A 15,570-nucleotide genomic window follows, 5' to 3' on the forward strand; every position below is an offset into this window, starting at 1 on the left:
CCACAGCGCCGACGACCTCGCTGCAGTCGCCGCCAAGATCAACAACAGACCCCGGAAACGCCTCGGTTGGACAACACCAGCCGAGCTCCTCGTCGACGAACTAGAATCCAGCTAACCAATCAGTGTTGCGACGACCGCTGGAATTCGCCCCAACTGAAAATAGGGCCACCAACCATCATGGAAGGTGATCAAATTGGATGATTGGGCAGAGATTCGCCACCTGCATTCGACGGGGAAGCATTCGAAGCGGGAGATAGCTCGGCTGGTTGGAGTGTCCCGAGGAACGGTGGACCGGGCGTTGGCCGTGGATCGGTCGCCGACGTATCAGCGGGAGCCGACTGGGTCGAGTTTCGACGCGTTCGCCGGCCAGGTGCGGGTGTTGCTCGCAGCGACGCCAACGATGCCGGCCGCGACCGCTGCTGAGCGGGTGGGCTGGTCGGGGTCTCCGTCGCTGTTCCGGGCCAAGATCGCCGAGCTGCGGCCGGAGTATGCGGTGCCGGATCCCGCGGATCGGCTGGTGCACCCGCCCGGGTTCCAGGTCCAATGTGATCTCTGGTTCCCGCACGAAGACCTGCCGCTGGGCCATGACCAGGCTGCTGCGCCGCCGGTTTTGGTGATGACGTCAACGTTCTCCGGATTCATCCAGGCCCGCATGTTGCCCTCGAGGACGACGCCGGATTTGCTCGGTGGGATGTGGTCGTTGCTGCAGGAGGCCGAGGCCGTTCCCGCCCGTTTGACCTGGGACAACGAGACCGGCATCGGGCGCGGGAAACTCACCGAGCCGGCCGCCGCGTTCGCCGGCACCCTCGGCACGCAAATCAAGCTGCTCAAGGCCCGCGATCCTGAGTCCAAGGGCATGGTGGAGCGGATGAATCGCTTCTTCCGCAGCCGATTCATGTCGGGTCGCGCCTTCATCTCTCCCGACGACTTCAACCAGCAGTTGGCTGGCTGGCTGGCTGCCCATCGCGAACAACCGTCTCTCGAGGTCGCGACGAGGGCGACCCGGTGACCTGGTCCGCCTCGACCGGGCGGCGATGCGCGGCCTGCCGCCGATGGCGCCGGAGGTGATGTTCCGCAACAGCGTCCGGCTCCCAAGGGATTACTACGTTCGCGCGTTCAGCAACGACTACTCCGTCGACCCAGCCATGATCGGCCGGGTCGTTGACGTGGCAGCGAGCCTGGAGCGCGTGACCGTCCACCACGACGGGGTCCTCATCGCCGAGCATCGCCGGAAGTGGGCTCGGCAACTGACCGTCACCGACCCGGCACATGTCCTCCGCGCGGCCGAGCTGCGCGCCCAGTTCCAAGCCCAACGCGCCCGCCGGCCCACGGTCACGGCCGTCGTCGAGATGGCCTCACTGGACCGCTACGACGAGCTCTTCAGCGTTGACATCGACGCCGCACCGACCGTGTTGGCGGTCGCGTCATGACCGGCTCGGAAGCGGCCTCGCAGATCGAGTACTACGCCCGCGCGCTGCGGGCGCCACGGATCAGTGAAGCGTTCCGGCGCCTGGGCGATCAGGCCCGCGACGCGGGCTGGTCCCACGAGGAATACCTCTCCGCAGTGCTCTCCAAAGAGGTCTCCGAACGCGAAGCCTCCGGGGCCGCGCTGCGGATCAAGGCCGCCCGGTTTCCCGGTCACAAGACCCTCGAGGACTTCAACTTCGACCACCAACCCTCCGCCAACCGAAACCTGATCGCGCACCTCGGCACGAGCGTGTTCCTCACCGAAGCGAAGAACGTCGTCCTCCTCGGGCCACCCGGAACCGGGAAAACACACCTCGCCGTCGGCATCGGGATCAAGGCCGCCAAGGCCGGCCACCGGGTCCTCTTCGACACCGCGACGGGCTGGGTGACTCGACTCCAAGAGGCCCACTCGCGGGGCAAACTCGCCGCCGAACTCATCAGGCTGCGCCGCTACAGCCTGCTGATCGTCGATGAGGTCGGCTACATCCCATTCGACCAGGACGCCGCGAACCTGTTCTTCCAGCTCGTGTCATCCCGCTACGAACACGCCTCGCTGATCATGACGAGCAACCTGCCCTTCGCCCGCTGGGGCGACGTGTTCGGCGACCTCACCATCGCCTCCGCGATGATCGACCGCATCGTTCGCCACGCCGACGTAATCAGCCTCAAAGGCAACAGCTACCGGCTCAAGCAACACCAACCCGCCGTGACTACGGCACACTAGAACCACACGAGAGTGGCCCTGTTTTCAGTTGGCAGAAGTGGTCCTGTTTTCAGTCGGCGTTAACAGTCGCGGGGCCGCTTCACGCGGGCTGGGACGATCGCGCATTGGTAGTGGTCGGCGAGCTGCGGATACCGGGCATTCACGACCCGCTCCGCGGCGCCCTTGTGGGTTTGGTGGGTCGAGGTCGTCGGGTTGTCCGGAACGACGATCTGCGGGGCGCCGCCATAAAACGCGAACGCTTGAACGTGGGCGTCGAGCCAGGCTGGGGACTTCATATCCGCATAGGCGCGGCAGAACATCAGTCCCGAAAACGGCAGAACCGCGACGAACAGCACCGCCCTGGTGATCTCGCCGGTGACCGCGTCGACCAGATCGATGGTGTCGCCAGCCCAGTCCACCAGCATCGCCCGGCCCGGCTCGTGGCGGAGCACCGCCACCAGATCATGGGTGCGGAGATAGTCCATGAACAGGGCGCAGAACTGCGAATACCCATACTTCTTGCCCGCGTCTTTGGTATCGACGTAACGGCGCCAGGCCAACAGCAACGTGAAGTGCCGGTTCGCTTTCATCGACGTCACCACCCGCGCCAGGTCTGGCTGGACGTACTCCTTCGATACCTTCCGGCGCCCGTCCGGGAACCACTTCGCGAGCTCAGCGTCGGCGATCGCGACCATCGAGGTCAGACCCCGGTCCTGGACCTCCTGCCGAACCCGGGCCACGTCGCGATGCGAGCACCCCGCAATCTCGACGACTTCGCGGTAACTCCGCCCCTCCAACAACAACCCCAATATTTTCCGATAGTCCGCCATGACCCGCCCTTAACAATGAAACGACGACGCCGTATGCGTTGTCTATTCACAGCAGAGCAGTCCACTAGCCGCCAGCGCTACCGTGTACCCGGAAACGTGCTACCAACTCGCCGGACTACCGCTACCACCAAGCGCTACTCGCCAGAACAGCTCAATGTCGGGTGGGATGACCTCGCGGAGTTGTCTGAGGGCGAGGTCTATGCGGCGCTGTTTCCCGGGCGCGGGATACGTGAGAGCGTCTTCATGCAGCCGGACTGGCCCCGGGTGCATACCGAGCTGGCCCGGGTCGGGGTGACGTTGAAGCTGCTGCACAAGGAGCATGTCGACGACTGTGCTCGAGCGGGTCAGGCGGTGATGAGTTACGACCGGTTCTGTGTCAGATCTGGTCCACCAACCCGCTAGAACGCGTCAACAAAGAGATCAAACGTCGCACCGACGTCGTCGGCGTTTTCCCCAACGCGGCAGCCCTGTTGCGCCTGGCCGGGTCGGTGTTGATCGAGCAGCATGACGAGTGGGAGGCCGGCGAACGCCGTTACTTCTCCGAAGCATCAATGCTCGAGCTGGCCACCATGAACAACCCCGTCGAGGTCCTCGACGAGGCGGTGATCCTCCCCGAACTCGCCGCCGCCTAAACTAGAACGACTGACCCGCACGGTGTTGAGAAACTCCACCACTCAGCAGGACGTGAACCACCGGTCCCGCCGATCGCCGACTCGCGGTCCCAGACCATGGTCTTTGGGACCGCGCTGTCCAGCCGCTGGCGAATGCGATCGATATCGTCCTGGGCATCTTCAGCTGCCGCATCAACGTCTGGGGATCTGCTCTTTGCTCAACCCGCCGCGCTGTACTTGAGTGCTTCAATTGCTGAAGGGTCTGGATACGTTATCAAAACGGCTTTGTGCTTACCGTGGAAAACGAATCTGCTTCCTGCTGCCACGGCCGATGCGCCTACAGCCAAGGCCGCCACAAAATCAGCGTCGCTTGCCGCCCCGCCGAGTGCTATTACGGGTACCGTAACCGCTGCCGAGACTTGCCGGACAAGCTCGATATCGTAGCCGGCCCCCGTCCCCTCTCGATCAATCGACGTGACAATTATTTCTCCTACCCCAAGAGCTACGGACTCACGAGCAAAGGCGGCTGGGTCCACACCGGTCGCAATTGTTCCACTGTTAGTGAACGTACTCTGCCTTCCGAGGAGATCTCTGCGGACGTCAATGCTTGCCAGTACACTCTGCGCGCCGACCGCGGCCGAGATCTCTCGAACCTGCTCCGGACCTGTGCGCAAGAGCGAGTTCAGAATGAGTTTCTCCATGCCAAGCTCCAAGACACGTCGGGCATCGGCTGCTGTGCGAATTCCGCCCCCATAGCCAACGGGCATGAACGCTTCGGATGCAATCGCCTCAAGAAGCTCAAGGTCTGGCGCGGTAGATCTAGATGTTGCGTCAATGTCACAAATGATCAATTCATCGACCTGCTTTTCGTTGAAAATCTTGACGGCGTTAATCGGGTCGCCCACGTATCGTGGCTTGCCGAACTTCATCGTCTTGACCAGATACCCATCGCTAATAAGCAGCACAGGTATGACGCGCGGCGGCACAGTCATTTCTGTCCCCAATTCTCGAGCAACGTCATCCCGTAAACGTGGCTCTTTTCGGGGTGGAATTGAGCCCCCATCACGTTTTCTCGCGCGACCATGGAAGCAAATGTAATTTCATAGTCCGTTGTCGCCAGCACGTCAGGCTCCTGCGCACATTCAACGTAATAGCTGTGCGCGAAATAGAAACGATTCTTCTCCCGCAAGTTGGCGAATACCAGTGAATCCTTGGCTGGCGAAATACTGTTCCAACCCATGTGAGGCACGCGCAGGACTTGCGTGGCTCCGTCGGCTTGGAATCGCCTAGCGACACCGCCAATGTAGCCGAGCCCACACAATACTCCTTCTTCACTGGAATCCATGAGCAATTGCATTCCCAAGCAAATTCCAAGCAGGAAATTGCCCGAATCCGCATATTCCCTCAGCGGCTCGATTAGCTCCTTGTGTTCCAGTGCACGCATCGCGTGGTCGAACGATCCAACGCCCGGCAGTACAAGCCTGGAGACGCGTCGAATGTCGTCGGCAGTGGAAACAAGCTGGGTTTCAATGTCCAACTTACGAAACATGTTCACCAGGGAGCCAACGTTTCCGACTCCGTAGTTCAAGATGCCTACGCTCACTGTGGGTTCTGGTCTCTTCTGGAGACAGGCGCCGAGTGTCCCGCCGCCGCTTTCACCAAGTGCATCCGAAGTACTTCATCCAGTTTGTCACCCAATACCGAGTAATCGAAATGCTGCGCTACATAGCTTGCGGCATTTCGTCCCCATTTCTCTCGCTGGGCATTGTCGGCCTGCAGGACGCGCGTCATCGCTTCTCCAATTGCCGCCGAATCATTGGCGGGTACGCACACTCCACCATCAGAGTCCCTAACCGGATTGTTCACAGCGTTTCCGGCGATCACAATCGGCCGAGCCGCCGCCATGTAATCGAACAGCTTGTTAAGGCTGATTCCGTAACGGTAAATCTTCAAATCCAACAGGTTGACCACAAGGCAGTCCGATTGCGCAGCGACCGTCGGGATTTGTTCCTTTGGCACACCGGGCGCGAACTCAATGAGATCGCTCAAGCCAAGTTCAGCGGCTAATTTCACCAGATTTGACCTTTCAGGTCCGTTGCCCGTGAGTTTCAACCTGCATTTGATCCTGGGATTTTCACGTAGAGCATCCGAAAAGCCGTGCAAAATGGCGGGGAGTCCATTTGCTATTCCCAGAGAGCCGAAGTATTGAAAGGTGAATACAGTCCCCGTAGCGCTCGGGTGCGTCTGGAAGTCTGCAACATCGGTGCCATTCGAGATCCATGTCACCTTGTTCGGATCAACGCCTATCGTGGCGAGGTAGTCAGCTGCATGGGGAAGGAGCGTGATTATCCCAGCAGCTCTCGTGCACAAGAGCCGCTCTAGCCGCCTCATTAGGCGCGCGGGTATTCCGTTCTGCCGGAGTTTGCCCATGTCGATGAGGGTCTGTGGCCAAAGGTCACGGATCTCAAAGATGAACGGCACGTGATGCCTTCTCGCGAGCGAGCTCGCTGACCAGGCAGCCAGGGGGTGCACTGTACTGCCGATGACAATTTGAGGAGGTGTCAGATCGCGTGTCGACCGTCGAAGAAGGATCGCGATCGTGAACTGCAGAATATTTACAAGCCGTGCTGGGCCGTTGCCATGGTAAACGGAGGTACGGATCCACCTAAATAGCACGCCATCGCTTTGATCAGTACCCCACGGCGAGCCCGGGTCTAGCCGTTGCCGAGAGGAATTGTGCTCCGAACTTGCTGCGATCAGAACCGGCTCCCAGCCCAGCTGGCACAAGCGGCGTGCAAGAGAAAAGTGCCGCGACCCCGTTGCAGAGTCCCTCGGATCACTTGCGTAGTGGTTGACAATCCAGACGCTCGTCATTTTCAACGGTCCCTGCTCTCGATAAGTTCAGCGTACTTGCCAACCATCACTGCGGATTCTTCATCCCAAGTCGGAAGCAGGAGGCCCCGGAGTGACACCTTCGCTTCTGCGATTCGTGGCGCCGTGAGTGCGTGGATCGCAGGAACGAGGTCCCGGCTCGGGTCAGCGAGTTTCCATCCGTACATGCCAGAACCCAGGAGGTTTCCAATCTCAGGAAGATCAGTGAAGAAGAAAGGCAGACCCGACATCGCGTACTCGAGGGCCTTGTTCGGAAGCGAGAGCTCGTAGGATCGGCACGTTGGCTCGATGAGGCAGAGGCCCACGTCGCAGGCTGCAACGCGACCAACAACGTCGGCCGGCGACACGGATGGAAGGTGGTGGATATTCTTGTGAAGCGACACATAGCCGTCGACGAGCTGGATCAATGGGCCGTCCCCGAGAAAGACCACGTGGTCGTCGACGCCGGGAGATGCAAACGCCTGGAGAATCACTTCGATGTTCCTAGACTCAGCGAGGTTCCCAACGTGGATGAATAACCTTTTTCCGTCCGGCACCGTCAGATTCTGACGCATAGGAAACGACTCGCGAAGGACCGGGGCCTCGGGGATATTTCGAACGACGACGGGTTTGAGGCCTCTGTAGCGATTGGCGTACCAGCCTGCTATGGACTCGTTCACAACAAAAACTGCGTCACAGCTGTTAATAAAATGCCGTTCAATGAGCTTAAATATCCTGCCCTGCAGACCGCGAGCCGCCACAGTTTCTGTCTCAAGCTCATGTGTGTCGTAGATGAGCTTCGCCCCGAGCGTTCTGCTCAACAGGGCGCACACAGGCAGCACAGCAACCGAGTGCGCGTTGATCACAGACACGTTGCTTCGCGAGAATCGCTTGTACACCATCCGAGACCAAGTCACCTGTCGCCAGATACGCGCAAAGACAGAGGGCTCGCGTGCCCTAGCTGCGCCGAGTCGCTCAACTCGACGGTCAAACGGGAACTCTTCAAGGGAAGGCAACCCTTGCCTCGCCGTGCCGCAGATCACAACAGAAGAAAAAAGCCCTGACTCTGCCACAGAACGCGTTTGCTTGTGGATTCGGCTCTCGTTCACGATGGGAGACGGATACACATGTAGATTCTCGCCCTTGCTCATCGTGATCAACGAGGGTAGAAGCCGCGCTTGCGCAGCGCATTCACTAGCGCGCGAAGCATTTGGACGAAGTGATAGGAATTCTTGAAGGAGGCAAATGTTGTGGGGGCCGCCTCTAAAATCGCGGCAACGTCATTGTCGCTCAACCTGAGCTTCTTCTTGAGGAGGTCTTCGTCAGCACGCCGAAGCTTTTCCGGGTATGAGTCCTGAGCCAGCTGCATGATCGCCTCATCCCGAGTTATCTGCCCTGAGTTGATTAGGTCAGACAAATGCCCTCGCCGCTTGTCAATGTTGAATTTTCGAGGCAACAGGAACCCTTGTGCCCACCTCGTGAAAATCGACTCAAAGTGCTTGCCCTCGTACGCGACCCAGCCAAGGGTGCTCTGCATTTCTTCGACGGCCGCAGCTTTGTCATAGCTCATGTAGTTCAAGATTGAGGCAATCTGCACGCGGCGAATAGCCGTTGTCCAGAACAGCGTCCTGAATCCGAAGTGCGGGTACGTTCTGAGTCGGACTTTTCCAAACCTGCGGTGGACATTCTTGATGTATCGCCAATCCGAGTGCCCATAGGACCACGACTTGACGCTGATCGATTCCGTAGCGAAGTTCATTCCCGAAATGATGTATTTGACCTTGTATTTGCGAGCGAACGACCAGAGCACCGCCTGGATGGCGTGGTCGCTCGGGATGTCCGAGTCCGGCGTGGAAGCAAATAGGAAAGCCCGCTGCAGGTCATAGAACTCGCGTAAGTCAAGTACGACCGTCTGAAGGTCGAGGTCGAGACGAGTTAGCGTCTTCTCGACGTTTGAGACGGCCAATTCGGAATTCCACCCATTGTCGACGTGGATGGCGAGTGGCCGAAGGCCGAGCTCCTTTACCTTCAGGGCAACAAATGTGCTGTCGACCCCGCCACTGACGCCGATGATACAGTCATACTCTTTGCCGTGACCGGCACGTTTGATGTCCGACACTACTTTTGCGAGGAGCTGACCTCTCTGAGCCACGGGCACGATCCGCGTCGCTAGAAGCGCGTCATATCGGGCGCAATGGTTGCACACACCCTCCGACACCACGAGGTCTGGATCAACTGCTCTGGTCATTACGCACCTTGAGCAATCAAGCTCAATCGACAACTCACTTTCCATTTCTTTGTCCTGCTTTCCCAAGTCGTGTTCCAGTGGGTGAGATTTCAGTTCTCGTCTTCATAGTGCTTCCCCTACTTCTAGCTCGATTGCGTCATCCAGCGCCGGAAAAAAACCGTGACCGTTACCGTCGCGACGCAGGCAAATGCAATCGAGAACCAGACTCCATGAATTCCAAGGCTGGATGCAGTCGTCTCGAAGACCACCAGTGCGACGACGACCAAGGCGAAGAATCCAGCTCCAAAGGCCCACGTCCGTGCCAACGCGATCAACTTGAATGACGCTACGCGAGCAGCAACGAAAAAGTAGACGAGCGACTGCACTCCGGACAGCAGCGCAAACAGCGCGACGGAGACTAGGAGATCGCCCCACAGAATCATGGTCCCGCCAACAGCAACAATCACAGTCGAGTCCGCGATGATCTGCATAACGAATTGCCTCCGTTGCTTCCCTCTGACCTCAAAAACACGACCGATCCAGCTGGATTGAAGGGCGCACCAAGAGGCGGGCGCCAACAGGGCTGCGAATTCGCCCGCCACACGCCAATCGGCGCCGAAGGCGAGGGCGAATATCTCGGGCCCCACTACAACAACCAGCGCAAATCCCGCGGCTGGAACGAACATGCCGACTGCGAGTAAGCGCTTGGCCACTCGTTCAAGCTCTGGGGTTCCAATCTTATCGACCGCTTCTTTGAAGAACACAGGTCCTAGTGAAACCGAAGCTAACGAGGTGGGAACGAACATCACGGCCCGGGCTATCCCGTAGAAGCCAACCGTTGTCGCGCTCGCAAGCGCGCCGAAGATAATCAAGGGCGCGTCCCGTGCCACCGTGCTCACGATGCTGTAAGGCGTATTGAAAACCGCAAACTGCCGACATTCAGCAAGAACCTCGCGCAAGTCACGCAGCGAGAACTTCCACGTTTTCACATACGCCCATAGGCCATTAGACCAAAGGGACACCACAGCCGCGATCTGGCCGAGCACTCTTGCTATCACGAGTCCCCCCAGCCAAGGACTGAACGCCCCGATCCCCAAGGACAACGATTGAGTGGAAGTTTGATTGACGAGATTCACAAGTGCAAGTCGCCTAAATCCCTTCTGTCGCACTTGGAGCGACGAACCTAGCTGAGTGAGTGCCATCATGAGGCTCAGGACGGGAAGCATCCAGAGCCAGAATGTGGCTTCGCTATGCCCGATCATGCCCAGGATCAAATCATCGAAGAGCGCCAGCAACAGCGCGATACACGGAATCACCATGAGCATGGTCGTTAGCGTCGCATGTACGATCCGCTCAGCGGCCCTCTCATTCGCGGCGAGGACGGAAGCCAAGTCGAGTCTCAGGGTAGCAATCACACTAAGGGTCGAGGCCCACGTGATAGCTAAAGCTTGGAGCCCAATGGCTGCGGGATCATACATCCGCGTAACGATTGGAAGCGTGACAAGTGGAATTACCTGCGCCGCGACGGAACCGACCATGAGAACAGAACTACTTCGCAGTACGCTCGTGCCGGGTCCCACCTTTTGTCGGCGGAAACGTTTGGATGGCGCGCGCTTCTGCCCTTCCGGTCTTCCACGCGCGAAAATGTCAATCATCGTGCAGGCACACCCATGACCGTTGTGCCGTCGGCGACGTCGCGGACTACGCAGGAACTCGCACCAACCAGTGCGCCCGCGCCGATCGTTATTCCCTGCAGTACCACCGCACCCGCACCGATAAGGGCGCCGGTGCCCACAGCGACTTCTCCCGAGATTGTTGCCGAAGGGTTGACAGAGACGTAGTCGTTAAGGTTCGCATCGTGCCCAATCGTCGTGTTCGCGTTGAGGTGCACGTGGCGCCCTACAGACACGTTCGTCGAGACCTGCACTCCCACACACACGATCGACCCTTCTCCAATGGTCACCGCCGAGCCCACTGTAGCGGCAGGATGGACGGCAGTCGCGGCTGTAAGTCCGGCAGATGTGAAAGCCGCGTCAACACGTTGCCTCACTGCCGGATTGCCGATACCCACCAGGTACTCGGCGCAGACTCCGGCAATTAGCCACTCGCCCTCTGTGCCCAAGTATCGGATCCCCCGCGCGGCGAGGCGTGCCAGATTTCGCGGGCTCGGATTTGCGTCAACCACTCCAAGGAGGTCGAACGTCGGTTCTGAAACGGACCGATTGATCGCTTCCACGACGTCGAGTGTCTCTCGTCCGAATCCGCCGGCGCCTACGACGATGAGGGGCGTGCTCATAGCTTCTCAGCGCCGCGGGAATCGGTGCCCATGAATTCGTCGGCCGTGGCGTGCCCCTCGGCAGAAATGCCCTCGCGATTGACGACTGCGAGCAATGTCACTGCCAGGATGCGAAGATCCAGCGCGATGCTTCGCTGCTCGACATAGTCTCGGTCGAGCGCGAACTTGGCTTCCCAACTTAAGGAATTACGACCGCTGGACTGAGCAAGCCCAGTTATGCCCGGCCGAACCTCGTGCCTACGCGCCTGCTCCAGACTGTAGCGAGCAAGATACTGCACGAGCAGCGGGCGAGGGCCGACGATGCTCATGTCGCCCTTGACGACATTGATGAGAGTTGGAAGCTCGTCGAGGCTGGTCGACCTCAGCGTGCGCCCGAAAGACGTGAGTCTTTGCTCATCGGTCACCAGCCCCCGCTCAGGATCGACGTTGGTCATGCTGCGGAACTTGTAAAGACGGAACACCTGCCCGTTCAGGCCAGGGCGGTCCTGCTTGAAGAGCACGGGGCGACCAAGTTTCACGGCTACCAGGGCGGCAACAATGGCAATGACGGGCGAGAGCACGATAAGCCCCGCCGTCGCGGCGGCGGCATCCAGAACTCGTTTTGGGCTGTCGTACGGCCGACGATCATTCACGCGTAAGCGCCCATGAAGGCTCGAATGTTCGCGAACACGCGCTCGATGTCCCCGGCGATGAGGGCAGAGCCGCTTGGGAGGGTCAAACCGATCTCGAAGAGGCTCTGGGAGTTGCCGTTCGTGAGGGCGCGTGCCCCACTGAAAACCGGCTGGAGATGCATCGGCTTCCAGAGGGGCCGGCTTTCGATGTCTTCTCTGGCCAGAGCCTCACTCAGATCTGAGGCTTGCCAGCCGGTAACGTTGGAGTCAACGACGATGGACGTGAGCCAGCAGTTATCTTCCGCATCATTGCTGCCGCCGAAGACATCGACACCGTCGACGTCGGCAAAGACCTCGCGATATCGTACGCGCATTGCGCGCCGCCGGGCGATCATCTCATCCAGGCGAGAGAGCTGGGCCCGGCCGAGTGCGGCCAGGAGGTTGCTCAACCGGTAGTTATAGCCGATGTCGATGTGCTCGTAGTGCGCCACCGGCTGCCGGGCTTGGGTCGCGAGGTACCGGGTGTGCGCAGCGAGCTCCTCGTCGTCGGTCAGCAACATGCCCCCACCTGACGTCGTCATGATTTTATTGCCGTTGAAGGACACTACCGATGCCCGTCCGAACGATCCCGCCGCGCGCCCTCGGTGGGACGCTCCCAGTGACTCTGCTGCGTCAGCCAAGACGGGAATACCGTATTCCTTGGCGATGGCGCAGACTTCTGTGTAGTTGATGGCCTTACCGAGAAGGTCAACGGGCACGATCGCGGCAACTTTTTCGCCATCTCGGGTGAGTTGTTCGAGCGCCTCGCGGAGCAGGGCCGGATCCATATTTCCGGTCTCCAGCTCGCAGTCAAGGAAGTACGGTTCGGCCCCCGTGTACGTGATGGCATTCGCGGTGGCGGCAAATGTCATGGACGAAGTGAGTACTACGTCGCCCCGTCCCACACCCAGACCGAGCAGCCCGAGATGGAGTGCCGCGGTACCTGAACTCAACGCAACGGCGTGTGCGACGCCGACGCGCTCGGCAAGCTCCGACTCGAAAGCATTCACATCGGGTCCTAGGGGGGCAATCCAGCCAGACCTGATCGCTGCCACCATGTGCTGCTCTTCGAGATCACCCACGTCGGGGGACGACATGTAGATGCGTTCATTCATCGAGGTGTTCCTATTCCGGCCAACTCAGCTTCAACCTCGGTTAGCTCGTTCGTTGGATCGTTTCGGCAGCGTTCATCCCACCCCGGTTTGTTCAGGTTCTCGGGGCGAATGGGGGCGATGGAGGCGTGAGTGATCTTCGGGTGGATCGGCCGTGCGTCCGTTTCGTGGTCGCCGATGAGCTCTTCGTGCAGCTTCTCCCCGGGGCGCAGTCCGGTGTAGATGATCTCGATGTCCTTGCCCGACATTCCAATCATTCGCTCGGCCACGTCGAGGATTCTGACGGGCTCGCCCATGTCTAGGATGAGCACCTCGGCGGGCCCACCGATACCGCCGGCCTGGATGACCAGTTGGCACGCCTCGGGAATGGTCATGAAGAACCGCGTGACGTCAGGATGGGTGATCGTCAGCGGTCCACCGGCCTCAATTAGGGTGGTGAAGGTGGGCAGCATAGAGCCCCGGCTGCCGATGACGTTGCCGAAACGGACCGAGAGGTAGGCTCGCTGGGATTCCTGGGCGGCCCACGCCGTGAGCTTCTCGGCAACGCGCTTGGAATGACCGAGCACACTTGTGGGGTTCGCGGCCTTGTCGGTGGAGATGTTCACAAAAGTGGTGACTCCGACCGACTGGGCTGCTTCGAGCACATTGAGCGTGCCGAGCACATTGGTCTTCCACGCCTCGTCGGGATACTGCTCCAGCATCGGGAGGTGTTTGAGGGCCGCAGCATGGAATACCACCTCGGGTCGGCGCTCGGCAAAGATGGCCTTCAGTGCCTCCGCATCCCGGATGTCGGCGAGCACCACGTCTTTGGTGTCGAGAAGCCCGTGACCGAGGATGGAGATCTGAGTGCTTTGAAGGCCCGTTTCATCGCGGTCGAGCATGATGAGTTCGCTCGGGCCGAACTTGGTGATCTGACGGCACAGTTCGGAGCCGATGGAACCGCCAGCACCCGTCACCAGCACGCGTTTGCCGGCGAGGTAACCCGCGATCGACTCAACGTGGGTGTCAACAGGGTGACGGCCAATCAAGTCTTCGATCGAGATATCGCGAAGGTCATTGAGGCGTGACTTGCCGTTGAGCAGTTCATCCAAGGGCGGGAGAACCAGGACCTTGAGATGCGCGGCCTTGGCGGCATCGGTAATGTCACGCAGCAAGGAGGCATCGGCCTTGGCAATGGCCACGACCAGCGCAGTTGCCCCGGTGGCTTGAGCTGCTGCGGAGAGGGTGGCGCGTGAACCGACGACGCGAACGTCATGAAGCCACAGATTGCGCTTGAGCGGATCGTCGTCGATGAGCCCCACCGGCAGGAATGGCGAGTTTCGGTCGGTGGTCATGCGCCGGGCAATCGACGCTCCCATGTAGCCGGCGCCGAAAATCAGGGCCTTCTGAATGTCCTCTTTGGGAACCACCGACCGTTCCACCAGGAGACGCTTGATGTAACGCACGCCGCCCATCAAGACGAAGGCCATGGGAAGTGCGATGAAAACCGTGCTGCGGGGAATGCCGACCACCGTGCCGGCGACGGCAACCGGGATACCCAGGATGACGGTTGAGGCGAGAACCACCCCGAGCAGCGCCCTTACCTCGGAAAAACTCCCGTAGATGTGGCGCCCCTGGTAGAGGTGGTTGGCACCGCCCGCAAGAAACTGAACCAGGCACGCAGCCGCGCACAGAGCCAGCAGCGGCACCAGGTCAATCAGCCGCAAGTCGAACTCATAGCGAAGAATCTCGGCCAAAAAGAGAGCGACAACCCAAGCTCCTGCATCGATTGCGAGCTGAGTACCGAAACGCACGAGAGGCACAGACCCGTGCAGCTCCTGCATTCTGGTCGTTGCAAAGTCGCTTACTGCCATGTTGTGCCCCCATCACTCGATGTGCTCACTAAGTCCCCCGCCCACAGCCAGACAAATCCATCGGCGCTTGCCACCGCCAGGTCTCCCGGCGTGACTTCCGTCTCCCGGCATCCGCTCGGGGTGAGCACCCCGTCCAGCTCTTCAGGCGTCGCGAGCAGCTGTGCGCCCGCGCAGCCTGCCTGATCGGTGGCCACGATGATGTAATCGTCGTCGCTGACAGTCAGGTTCGCGGCGCCGGGAAGAGCGACCCCGGGCCCGTAGGTCGCGGCACCATCACCGGTGCGAAAGAGGGAGCCGTCTGAGCAGAGCAGGGCGGCCGTCGAGTCGGTGCGGGGTGCAAGTGCGATCACCGAGGAACAGGGGGCGGCGAATGAACCTGCCGGGCTGTGCACGCTCGCTCGGTCGGCCGGGTCGACATACCAGTCGGCCCCGACGCGATCGGGGTACTCCTGCCACTGGGCGCCGGCCACGAAGGTAGTCACGCGTTGCGGAGCGCAGTCTGCGGCCGTGAGCGTGACCATGGAGGCCTCGGACTCGCTGGAGCTAGTGATCGACAAGATGGAGGAGGAATCGGTGTCGGCCGAAGCGTCGAGTGCTGTCCAGGTCTCACCGGCGTCGGTGGAGAGCTCCGGGTTCGCGGTGGCGGCGGGGCAGTCACCGGTCGTGGCACGCCAGAGTGTGGACGCGTCGAGGGCGGTGAGGATACGGCTAGGGGTCGAAGATTCAATTGCCGCGGGCTCAACAGACTCGACCACCGGCTGCTCCGTTGCCGCGGGCTCTGCGGTCGGCGTCGTGGTCTCGACAGGCCCGACCGCCGTGCCCGCATTGGCGGAGGGCTTCGACGCGGTGAGTGCAAAGGACACCAGGGCAACGTCGAACAGCAAGAACACGGCCAGACCCGCAATGAGCAGGCGACGGCGAAGCACGCTGTCGCGGTTCTTGCGACTCTT

15 protein-coding genes and 4 pseudogenes are annotated in these 15,570 nt (G+C 60.3%); 7 read left to right on the forward strand and 12 right to left on the reverse strand.

Annotation, left to right across the window (positions count from 1 at the left end; all coding sequences use genetic code 11):
- The 5 genes and pseudogenes from E3N94_RS17185 to istB all read left to right on the forward strand — a co-directional run.
- Positions 1-115, forward strand: a pseudogene (locus E3N94_RS17185) (IS30 family transposase); the annotation flags it as partial.
- Positions 116-184: 69 nt separating this feature from the next.
- A pseudogene (locus E3N94_RS17190) lies at positions 185-247 on the forward strand (hypothetical protein); the annotation flags it as partial.
- 129 nt (positions 248-376) lie between these two features.
- Positions 377-1,009: a hypothetical protein gene (locus tag E3N94_RS16875; RefSeq protein ID WP_241987103.1), complete on the forward strand. Its 633-nt coding sequence runs from the start codon at positions 377-379 to the stop codon at positions 1,007-1,009.
- A gap of 25 nt (positions 1,010-1,034) precedes the next feature.
- Positions 1,035-1,430 (forward strand): hypothetical protein, encoded by a 396-nt coding sequence (locus E3N94_RS16880; RefSeq protein ID WP_198416276.1) that lies wholly within the window; start codon positions 1,035-1,037, stop codon positions 1,428-1,430.
- Positions 1,427-2,191, forward strand: coding sequence for an IS21-like element helper ATPase IstB (gene istB, locus E3N94_RS09860; RefSeq protein ID WP_134570151.1), 765 nt, complete (start codon positions 1,427-1,429; stop codon positions 2,189-2,191). The genes E3N94_RS16880 and istB overlap by 4 nt, the downstream gene beginning before the upstream one ends.
- A gap of 59 nt (positions 2,192-2,250) precedes the next feature.
- Here istB and E3N94_RS09865 read toward each other — a convergent pair whose 3' ends face one another.
- Positions 2,251-3,000 carry a DDE-type integrase/transposase/recombinase gene (locus E3N94_RS09865; protein ID WP_134570152.1) on the reverse strand — a complete coding sequence of 250 codons (750 nt, stop codon included), beginning with the start codon at positions 2,998-3,000 and terminating at the stop codon, positions 2,251-2,253.
- 144 nt (positions 3,001-3,144) lie between these two features.
- Here E3N94_RS09865 and E3N94_RS17195 point away from each other — a divergent pair.
- Both E3N94_RS17195 and E3N94_RS09870 read left to right on the forward strand, forming a co-directional pair.
- Positions 3,145-3,327: pseudogene (locus E3N94_RS17195) on the forward strand (IS21 family transposase); the annotation flags it as partial.
- 50 nt (positions 3,328-3,377) lie between these two features.
- Positions 3,378-3,632: pseudogene (locus E3N94_RS09870) on the forward strand (transposase); the annotation flags it as partial.
- A gap of 197 nt (positions 3,633-3,829) precedes the next feature.
- Here the strand turns inward: E3N94_RS09870 and E3N94_RS09875 are convergent.
- The 11 genes from E3N94_RS09875 to E3N94_RS09925 all read right to left on the reverse strand — a co-directional run bounded on the left by E3N94_RS09875 (position 3,830) and on the right by E3N94_RS09925 (position 15,546).
- Positions 3,830-4,603, reverse strand: a complete 774-nt coding sequence (locus E3N94_RS09875) for an AglZ/HisF2 family acetamidino modification protein (RefSeq protein WP_134570153.1) — start codon at positions 4,601-4,603, stop codon at positions 3,830-3,832.
- The gene (gene hisH / locus E3N94_RS09880) at positions 4,600-5,214 is read right to left on the reverse strand and encodes an imidazole glycerol phosphate synthase subunit HisH (RefSeq protein WP_134570154.1); all 615 of its coding nucleotides are present in this window, start codon (positions 5,212-5,214) and stop codon (positions 4,600-4,602) included. The genes E3N94_RS09875 and hisH overlap by 4 nt, the downstream gene beginning before the upstream one ends.
- Complete coding sequence (locus E3N94_RS09885) at positions 5,211-6,485, reverse strand: glycosyltransferase family 4 protein (protein WP_134570155.1); 1,275 nt, start codon at positions 6,483-6,485, stop codon at positions 5,211-5,213. The genes hisH and E3N94_RS09885 overlap by 4 nt, the downstream gene beginning before the upstream one ends.
- Positions 6,486-6,487: 2 nt before the next feature.
- Positions 6,488-7,633 (reverse strand): glycosyltransferase, encoded by a 1,146-nt coding sequence (locus E3N94_RS09890; RefSeq protein WP_134570156.1) that lies wholly within the window; start codon positions 7,631-7,633, stop codon positions 6,488-6,490.
- Positions 7,634-7,638: 5 nt separating this feature from the next.
- Positions 7,639-8,775, reverse strand: coding sequence for an N-acetyl sugar amidotransferase (locus E3N94_RS09895; protein WP_134570172.1), 1,137 nt, complete (start codon positions 8,773-8,775; stop codon positions 7,639-7,641).
- 77 nt (positions 8,776-8,852) lie between these two features.
- Positions 8,853-10,364, reverse strand: a complete 1,512-nt coding sequence (locus E3N94_RS09900) for an oligosaccharide flippase family protein (RefSeq protein ID WP_134570157.1) — start codon at positions 10,362-10,364, stop codon at positions 8,853-8,855.
- Positions 10,361-11,005 (reverse strand): acetyltransferase, encoded by a 645-nt coding sequence (locus tag E3N94_RS09905; RefSeq protein ID WP_134570158.1) that lies wholly within the window; start codon positions 11,003-11,005, stop codon positions 10,361-10,363. The genes E3N94_RS09900 and E3N94_RS09905 overlap by 4 nt, the downstream gene beginning before the upstream one ends.
- A complete protein-coding gene (locus tag E3N94_RS09910; protein WP_134570159.1) occupies positions 11,002-11,637 on the reverse strand; it encodes a sugar transferase in 636 nt (211 codons plus the stop codon). Before E3N94_RS09910 ends, E3N94_RS09905 begins: the two co-directional genes overlap by 4 nt.
- Positions 11,634-12,770, reverse strand: a complete 1,137-nt coding sequence (locus tag E3N94_RS09915) for an aminotransferase class I/II-fold pyridoxal phosphate-dependent enzyme (RefSeq protein WP_134570160.1) — start codon at positions 12,768-12,770, stop codon at positions 11,634-11,636. The genes E3N94_RS09910 and E3N94_RS09915 overlap by 4 nt, the downstream gene beginning before the upstream one ends.
- The gene (locus E3N94_RS09920) at positions 12,767-14,620 is read right to left on the reverse strand and encodes a nucleoside-diphosphate sugar epimerase/dehydratase (RefSeq protein WP_241987099.1); all 1,854 of its coding nucleotides are present in this window, start codon (positions 14,618-14,620) and stop codon (positions 12,767-12,769) included. Before E3N94_RS09920 ends, E3N94_RS09915 begins: the two co-directional genes overlap by 4 nt.
- Positions 14,611-15,546, reverse strand: coding sequence for a hypothetical protein (locus E3N94_RS09925; protein WP_134570161.1), 936 nt, complete (start codon positions 15,544-15,546; stop codon positions 14,611-14,613). Before E3N94_RS09925 ends, E3N94_RS09920 begins: the two co-directional genes overlap by 10 nt.
- Positions 15,547-15,570 lie beyond the last annotated feature (24 nt).

The organism is Cryobacterium sp. Sr3 (assembly GCF_004402835.1).
In the GTDB taxonomy this organism is placed as follows: Bacteria; Actinomycetota; Actinomycetes; order Actinomycetales; family Microbacteriaceae; genus Cryobacterium; species Cryobacterium sandaracinum.

Coding starts and splice junctions, on each gene's coding strand:
- E3N94_RS09900 (WP_134570157.1), bottom strand. CDS start 10,364: ATGATTGACATTTTCGCGCGTGGAAGACCGGAAGGGCAGAAGCGCGCG.
- E3N94_RS09875 (WP_134570153.1), bottom strand. CDS start 4,603: ATGACTGTGCCGCCGCGCGTCATACCTGTGCTGCTTATTAGCGATGGG.
- E3N94_RS09885 (WP_134570155.1), bottom strand. CDS start 6,485: ATGACGAGCGTCTGGATTGTCAACCACTACGCAAGTGATCCGAGGGAC.
- E3N94_RS09905 (WP_134570158.1), bottom strand. CDS start 11,005: ATGAGCACGCCCCTCATCGTCGTAGGCGCCGGCGGATTCGGACGAGAG.
- istB (WP_134570151.1), top strand. CDS start 1,427: ATGACCGGCTCGGAAGCGGCCTCGCAGATCGAGTACTACGCCCGCGCG.
- E3N94_RS09895 (WP_134570172.1), bottom strand. CDS start 8,775: ATGGAAAGTGAGTTGTCGATTGAGCTTGATTGCTCAAGGTGCGTAATG.
- E3N94_RS09890 (WP_134570156.1), bottom strand. CDS start 7,633: ATGAGCAAGGGCGAGAATCTACATGTGTATCCGTCTCCCATCGTGAAC.
- E3N94_RS09915 (WP_134570160.1), bottom strand. CDS start 12,770: ATGAATGAACGCATCTACATGTCGTCCCCCGACGTGGGTGATCTCGAA.
- E3N94_RS16880 (WP_198416276.1), top strand. CDS start 1,035: ATGCGCGGCCTGCCGCCGATGGCGCCGGAGGTGATGTTCCGCAACAGC.
- E3N94_RS09920 (WP_241987099.1), bottom strand. CDS start 14,620: ATGGCAGTAAGCGACTTTGCAACGACCAGAATGCAGGAGCTGCACGGG.
- E3N94_RS09865 (WP_134570152.1), bottom strand. CDS start 3,000: ATGGCGGACTATCGGAAAATATTGGGGTTGTTGTTGGAGGGGCGGAGT.